The sequence below is a fragment of the Candidatus Accumulibacter vicinus genome (assembly GCF_000584955.1).
Taxonomy (GTDB): domain Bacteria; phylum Pseudomonadota; class Gammaproteobacteria; order Burkholderiales; family Rhodocyclaceae; genus Accumulibacter; species Accumulibacter vicinus.
Map to the genome: position 1 here is coordinate 2,213 of NZ_JDSS02000050.1, position 1,737 is coordinate 3,949.

General features: G+C 61.8%; 1 protein-coding gene. It reads left to right on the plus strand.

What is annotated here, in order from left to right; translation table 11 throughout:
- Positions 1-1,219: IS91-like element ISPps1 family transposase (locus CAPSK01_RS19900; protein ID WP_273704161.1), on the plus strand; the 1,219-nt coding region annotated here is incomplete at its 5' end.
- Between the last annotated feature and the right edge of the window lie 518 nt (positions 1,220-1,737).

Sequence of the window (1,737 nt, forward strand, 5' to 3'; positions counted from 1 at the left end):
CGCCCACGTTTTCCCCCGCCTGCCGGTGCGCCAGTGGGTGCTCTCCGTGCCCAAGAGGTTGCGGTACTTCATGCAACGCGACGGAGCGGTGCTGAGCATGGTGCTGCGCATCTTTCTGCGGGTGATCGCACAAACTCTGCAGACCCACAGCCCCGGTGCGGCCCATATGGACAAGGCAGGCCTGCACATCGGTGCCATCGCCTTCATTCACCGATTCGGCTCCAGCCTCAATGAACACGTCCACTTCCACGTTTGTGTGGTGGACGGGGTGTTTGAGGAAGTGGAGGGCGAGGGCGATGCTGATGCGACCCCTCGAATCTCATCGCCGGGTGTCATCTTTCACGCGGCCACCGGCATCGATGCGGCTACCGTGGCCCCAGTGCAGACCACACTGCAAAAACGCATCCTGCGCGCCTTCGTTGCTCGGGGCCTGCTGGAGAACTGTGACGCCAAAGACATGCTGGGCTACAAACACAGCGGCTTCTCGGTGGACGCCGGTGTCTGCATCGAAGCCCACGACCGCGCTGCGCTGGAGCGGCTGCTGCGCTATTGCGCGCGTCCACCGTTTTCCATGGAGCGCCTACGCAAAGAGGGAAGCAAACTGGTGTACCGCTGTGCCAAACAGCGCAGCGAGCCCACCAGTGACAAGCGTGGTGCCAAGGCAGATGAGCTGCACCTCACACCGCTGGAACTGATCGACCGCATCGCCGCGCTGGTGCCACCGCCACGCACCCACCGGCACCGCTACTTTGGTGTGCTGGCACCAAACTCGCCGCTGAGAGCGGCGGTAACGGCGCTGGCTCAGCCTGCTGCGTCGCAACCAGCCACGGTGGAGACTGCACAACCTGGCGCGGGCGTACCTGGGGTGGCGGCGCCGGGCAACGCGGCCACACCCACACCCGAACCTGAAGCACGCCCGAAGCGAGCGGCGCATTACTTGTGGGCGGTGCTGATTGCCCGCATCTACGAGGCATTTCCGCTGCTGTGCCCCATGTGCGGTGGGCAGATGCGCATCATTGCCTTCATCACCCACAGCGCCGAAATCCGCCACATCCTGAACCACATCGGGGTGGAGTCTGCCCCCCCGCACATCACCCCGGCACGCGGGCCACCGCTGTGGGAGGGCTGCGACGCGCCGGTGGATGATGGTGCGCAAGGCGAGCCGGATTGGGATCTGGCAGCTCAACCCGACGAGGTAGACCAGCGCGTCAATTGGTGACCCAGTGAAGCGGCGGTATCCATCGCTGCGGGGAAGCAGCTGCGCGCGCGCCAGGCCCAAATGCATACTGCCTCCCAAGCTCTTGCCATTGAGCGGCAAGCGAGCGCTCAACCTTCCTTGGCCGAACGTGTTTCGAGGCCCAAAACTCGTGCCATACTTGGCCTCATGCGGTTGAATTTCCTATCCGTCTTCCAGACCTGTAGTTGGGATGTTCGTGCCAAAGCATTGGACATCAATAGTCCGACCTACTTAAGCCTTGAGCTTTACCACACCTCGCTTTCTAATGGTATGCTCCGGGTTCCAGGCTTCAGCTTATGAGGTTTGTCATTGGTTGGGTCAACAACAAAATGAGGACTGACAGATGCAACTGAAACAAAGAAAGCTTTTCCTGCGCCGAAATCTGACGCTCATCGGAGCGTTGGCATTGGTCGGGGTGCTCACGGCACCGGCTCTGGCTGCGAGCGGTGATACATTCACCGTTAAGAGGATGTCCGAGGAGCTGGCTCGTGACATTGCCC